Raw genomic sequence first — 2,804 nt, 5'->3', positions numbered from 1 at the left:
AATGCCTGAGCATCAAGACGCAGAAGAACCCATTCGCACTTTGCCGCAAGTTACTGATCAACGCCTCCCGCGCGGCTTATGATCAGTTACAGCTGCTTCTCGCAGCTACTGCGTAACATCAGTCAGTAACAAACCGGCCAATTGAGTGAACAGGCGATGGTGTAACGTACCGCCAAAATCGAGCAGGCTGGCATACAGCCCACCTACCGCACCGAACAACAGGCCATAAGGCTGATGCATCCAAACTGCAATGGCAGTGGGTATGGCGACACCGACGGCCGCACAGATGGCTTGGCGCCAGGGTAGGGCGCCTTCACGTAGTTGGAGTAAATGAAACGGATAGTGCATTACCAGCCTGCCTGAATAAAAAAATGTACTTGGCGCCTGTTCAAGACTACTTTTCCCCTCCGGTGGGCCACAGCCTACGAACAACCCTGGAAACCTAACCTATTTGCAGGCCCTGTCAGCGTATTCCATACGGTTCTGCAACGCACAATCCTCAAATTTCCAACATACGGGTGGTTTCTGCACAGTGGATGTTTGGCTTGTCCGCCTAGTGGGATAGGCTTTTAAAAAACCAGGAGACAAAATGATCCCCCGCCGCCATTTCGATGCCGAACACGAACTGTTTCGCACCAATTTCCGTCGTTTCCTGGCTGAAGAAGTCACCCCGCACCAGCGTGAATGGGAGGCTGCCGGTATGGTGCCAAAAGCGCTCTGGCGGCGAGCGGGCGAGTTGGGGTTTCTTGCCACCTTTGTCGATGAACAATACGGTGGTGCTGGGTGTAGAGACTTTCGATACGAACAGATTGTTTCCGAAGAGTTGGGTTTTGCCAATGAATGGGGCTTGGCATTGAGCCTGCATTCCTCGCTGGTTGCGCCTTATCTGGATGAGTTTGGCAGCGAAGACCAGAAGCGCCGTTATCTCCCTGGCGTGGTGTCGGGCGAGTGTGTGTTGGCCGTGGCGATGACCGAGCCGAATGCGGGCAGCGATTTGGCCGGTATTCAGACCCGAGCCGAAGACTGCGGCGACTTTTGGGCGTTGAGTGGCACCAAAACCTTTATTTCAAACGGGGTGAACAGTGATTTGGTGATTGTCGCCGCCCGCACCCACCCCACGGAAAAGCGGGGTCTATCGCTGTTTTTGGTGGAAAAGGGGTGGGCTGGCTTTGAAGTGGGCCGCAAGCTGGAGAAGATAGGCCAACACAGCCAGGACACCGCCGAACTGTTCTTCCGCGATGTGAAAGTGCCCAAGCAGAACCTGCTGGGGGAGCCACATGCCGGCTTCAAGATGCTGATGCGCATGCTGGTGCCGGAACGCCTGACCTGTGCTGTTGGCGCAGTGGCTGCGGCGAATGCCGCATACGCGATGACGCTGGCCTATGTAAAGGAACGCAAGGCATTTGGCCAGCAGCTGTTCGACTTCCAAAACACACGGTTCGAACTGGCTGCCATCAAGGCGGAAATCGATGTTGGCCAAGTGTATGTAGACCGTTTGGTCGTCGAGCATAACGCTGGCACATTGGACGCTGTCGACGCCGCTGAAGCCAAGCTATGGACCAGTGAACTGTTGGGCCGTGCCGCCGACCGTTGCCTGCAACTGTTCGGTGGTTACGGATTCATGGCGGAATACCCCATTGGCCGGTTATGGGCGTCGGCACGTGTAGCGCGTATCTATGCGGGTTCCAGCGAGATCATGAAAGAGATTATTGCCAAGGCAATGTAGATAGATAGAGCGATCAGAGCAGGGCCTATTCATCGACTATCCGCTGCTCTACCAAGCTAGCTACGCTTCACGATGCCGGACGATCATAACTTACCGTTAACATTTCCCACTGATGGCCATCTGGTTCATTCCAATAAACAATACAGCCGCCAAGCTGCGTGTTGACCTGTAAGTCGATCGGCCCGTGAACATTACTCGGTATGGAATGCCCGCTGCTTTGATGCGTGCCAGAATACGGTCGAATTCTCTCGGGCTTACTCGGAAGCAATAGTGAATCAGGGGAATGGGTTCGGTCCATTCATCAAAGTCGATCGTCAACCCATCATTAACGTAAACGGGCGCGAATGGCCCTATCCCTGTTCCTGACCACGGTACCCCTAGCAGTTCCGCCAGCAGCCTTGCCGCAGCGATCTTGTTGTGGGAGGGCACCATCATGTGATCAAGCTGAATCGTCATCGTGGGCTATTGGTGAGGTATAGGTTGGGCGGCGCAGGTTCCGTGTGCATGTGTGCTTGGCGAGCCTCCAGGATTTTAGGATAGGGAATGCGCTTGTCCGTTTCCAGCTGGTGCTGGAAACGGATGTTGCACAGAGAGTGTCAATCCATAAATGTCGATTGTATTGCACGGAAAACTCCTAACCACTCACATTGCTGCCGTCCCACTTGCCTACTTTATTGGCTTTACCCGATGGGACGATGGCTATTCAGCGTGGTAATGGCGCTCTTTTCAGTTTTCTGATGCCATCTTTTCCTTCAACCAGGGCGAACTGGTGCTCCAGAAGATAATGTTCGTGCCAAGGTAATCTTTGCCATAGCGGGAAAACTCCTCACGAGTGAAGGGCTTCTTATTCACCCGGCAACTAAGTATTGATCAGGCGGCGTACTTGATCCTGGGGTCTTCAAAATAGGAGCACACTCGCTCTGGCGTGTTTTCCAACATCTCCATATGGGGTTTGGTCGCTTGCTTGAGCTTGTCCTTGGTTCGCACCTGAATGCGCGATCCCAGCGCATGCTTGAGATCGGCGTTCAATCGCTCGTCCGGATTGAGTTCAGGACTGTAGCTGGGTAGGTAGAACACC

At 53.9% G+C, this 2,804-nt stretch carries 4 protein-coding genes; 1 reads left to right on the top strand and 3 read right to left on the bottom strand.

The window, feature by feature from the left end:
- Positions 1-105: 105 nt before the first annotated feature.
- Complete coding sequence (locus CSQ89_RS20895) at positions 106-348, bottom strand: hypothetical protein (RefSeq protein ID WP_099407906.1); 243 nt, start codon at positions 346-348, stop codon at positions 106-108.
- Between the two features lie 241 nt (positions 349-589).
- Here CSQ89_RS20895 and CSQ89_RS20890 point away from each other — a divergent pair, with 241 nt between their 5' ends.
- Positions 590-1,726: an acyl-CoA dehydrogenase family protein gene (locus CSQ89_RS20890; RefSeq protein ID WP_308418196.1), complete on the top strand. Its 1,137-nt coding sequence runs from the start codon at positions 590-592 to the stop codon at positions 1,724-1,726.
- A gap of 96 nt (positions 1,727-1,822) precedes the next feature.
- Here the strand turns inward: CSQ89_RS20890 and CSQ89_RS20885 are convergent, their stop codons facing one another.
- Both CSQ89_RS20885 and CSQ89_RS20880 read right to left on the bottom strand, forming a co-directional pair.
- Positions 1,823-2,182 (bottom strand): VOC family protein, encoded by a 360-nt coding sequence (locus CSQ89_RS20885; RefSeq protein WP_233203384.1) that lies wholly within the window; start codon positions 2,180-2,182, stop codon positions 1,823-1,825.
- Between the two features lie 414 nt (positions 2,183-2,596).
- Positions 2,597-2,804: transposase (locus CSQ89_RS20880; RefSeq protein WP_199065763.1), on the bottom strand; the 208-nt coding region annotated here is incomplete at its 5' end.

Source organism: Chitinimonas sp. BJB300, from assembly GCF_002735695.1.
Taxonomy (GTDB): domain Bacteria; phylum Pseudomonadota; class Gammaproteobacteria; order Burkholderiales; family Chitinimonadaceae; genus Chitinimonas.
Note: the sequence above shows the minus strand (reverse complement) of the source record. Positions and strands in the feature narration are given on the sequence as shown.

What these genes read in the sequence shown, in the direction of transcription:
- CSQ89_RS20885 (WP_233203384.1), bottom strand. Translation starts at nt 2,182, where the DNA reads ATGACGATTCAGCTTGATCACATGATGGTGCCCTCCCACAACAAGATC.
- CSQ89_RS20895 (WP_099407906.1), bottom strand. Translation starts at nt 348, where the DNA reads ATGCACTATCCGTTTCATTTACTCCAACTACGTGAAGGCGCCCTACCC.
- CSQ89_RS20890 (WP_308418196.1), top strand. Translation starts at nt 590, where the DNA reads ATGATCCCCCGCCGCCATTTCGATGCCGAACACGAACTGTTTCGCACC.